General features: G+C 71.2%; 1 protein-coding gene. It reads right to left on the bottom strand.

The window, feature by feature from the left end:
• Window positions 1–203: 203 nt before the first annotated feature.
• Window positions 204–1,130: pyruvate kinase (gene pyk / locus E1298_RS47105; RefSeq protein WP_131903826.1), on the bottom strand; the 927-nt coding region annotated here is incomplete at its 5' end.

The following is a 1,130-nucleotide window of genomic DNA, read 5'->3' as shown; positions in this document are numbered from 1 at the left end:
GGCGGGACCTCCTGGCCCGTTGTCAGGTCCTCCAGGGGCGTGCGCGGTGGCAGGGAGCGCCACCGCGCGGGCCTTGGGGTGTCGTCCGCGCGCAGGTCATCGGTCATGGTCTCAAGGATGCGGCGCGCGTCGCGGGGTGTCCAGAGTGAGCTCGAAATGAGATCGCCCGGTGATGTGGTCACCGGGCGCGGCGGAGCTCGCGGTCAGCGGTTCGTGGAGATGCTGTCGCCGATGTTGTGGACGCGGAGGGCGTTGGTGGAGCCGGCGGTGCCGGGGGGCGAGCCGGCGACGACGACGACGCGGTCGCCCTTCTGGCAGCGGCCGATTTCGAGGAGGGCCTGTTCGACCTGGGCGACCATGTCGTCGGTGTGGTCGACGTGGGGGACGATGAAGGTCTCGACGCCCCAGACGTGGGCGAGGCGGCCGCGGACGGCGGGGACGGAGGTGAAGGCGAGCAGAGGGATGGGGGACCGGTAGCGCGAGAGGCGGCGGGCGGTCTCGCCGGACATGGTGAAGGCGATGAGGGCCTCGGCGCCGACGGTGGCGCCGACCTCGGCGGCGGCGCGGGCGATGGCGCCTCCGACGGTCTCGGGGATGCGGTCGAGGGTGTGGGTGGCGTGCAGGGCGGCCTGTTCGGCGGTGCTGACGATCCGGCTCATGGTGAGGACGGATTCGATGGGGTATTGGCCGACGCTGGTCTCGCCGGAGAGCATGACGGCGTCGGCGCCCTCGAAGACGGCGTTGGCGACGTCGGAGGTCTCGGCGCGGGTGGGGCGGGGCGCGGAGATCATGGATTCGAGCATCTGGGTGGCGACGATGACCGGGCGGGCCTTCTCGCGGCAGAGTTCGATGGCGCGCTTCTGGACGATGGGGACCTGTTCGAGGGGGAGCTCGACGCCGAGGTCGCCGCGGGCGACCATGATGCCGTCGAAGGCGGCGACGATCTCGGGGAGGCGTTCGACGGCCTGGGGCTTTTCGATCTTGCCGATGAGGGGGACGCGGACGCTCTCCTCTTCCATGATCTGGTAGCAGATGTCGGCGTCGGCGGGGGTGCGGACGAAGGAGAGGGCGACCATGTCGACGCCGAGGCGCAGGGCCCAGCGCAGGTCGGTCTCGTCCTTGGGGGTGAG

This window comes from Actinomadura rubrisoli (assembly GCF_004349215.1).
GTDB classification, from domain to species: Bacteria; Actinomycetota; Actinomycetes; order Streptosporangiales; family Streptosporangiaceae; genus Spirillospora; species Spirillospora rubrisoli.
The sequence above is the reverse complement of the archived record's forward strand: the minus strand, read 5'-3'. Positions and strand labels throughout refer to the sequence as shown.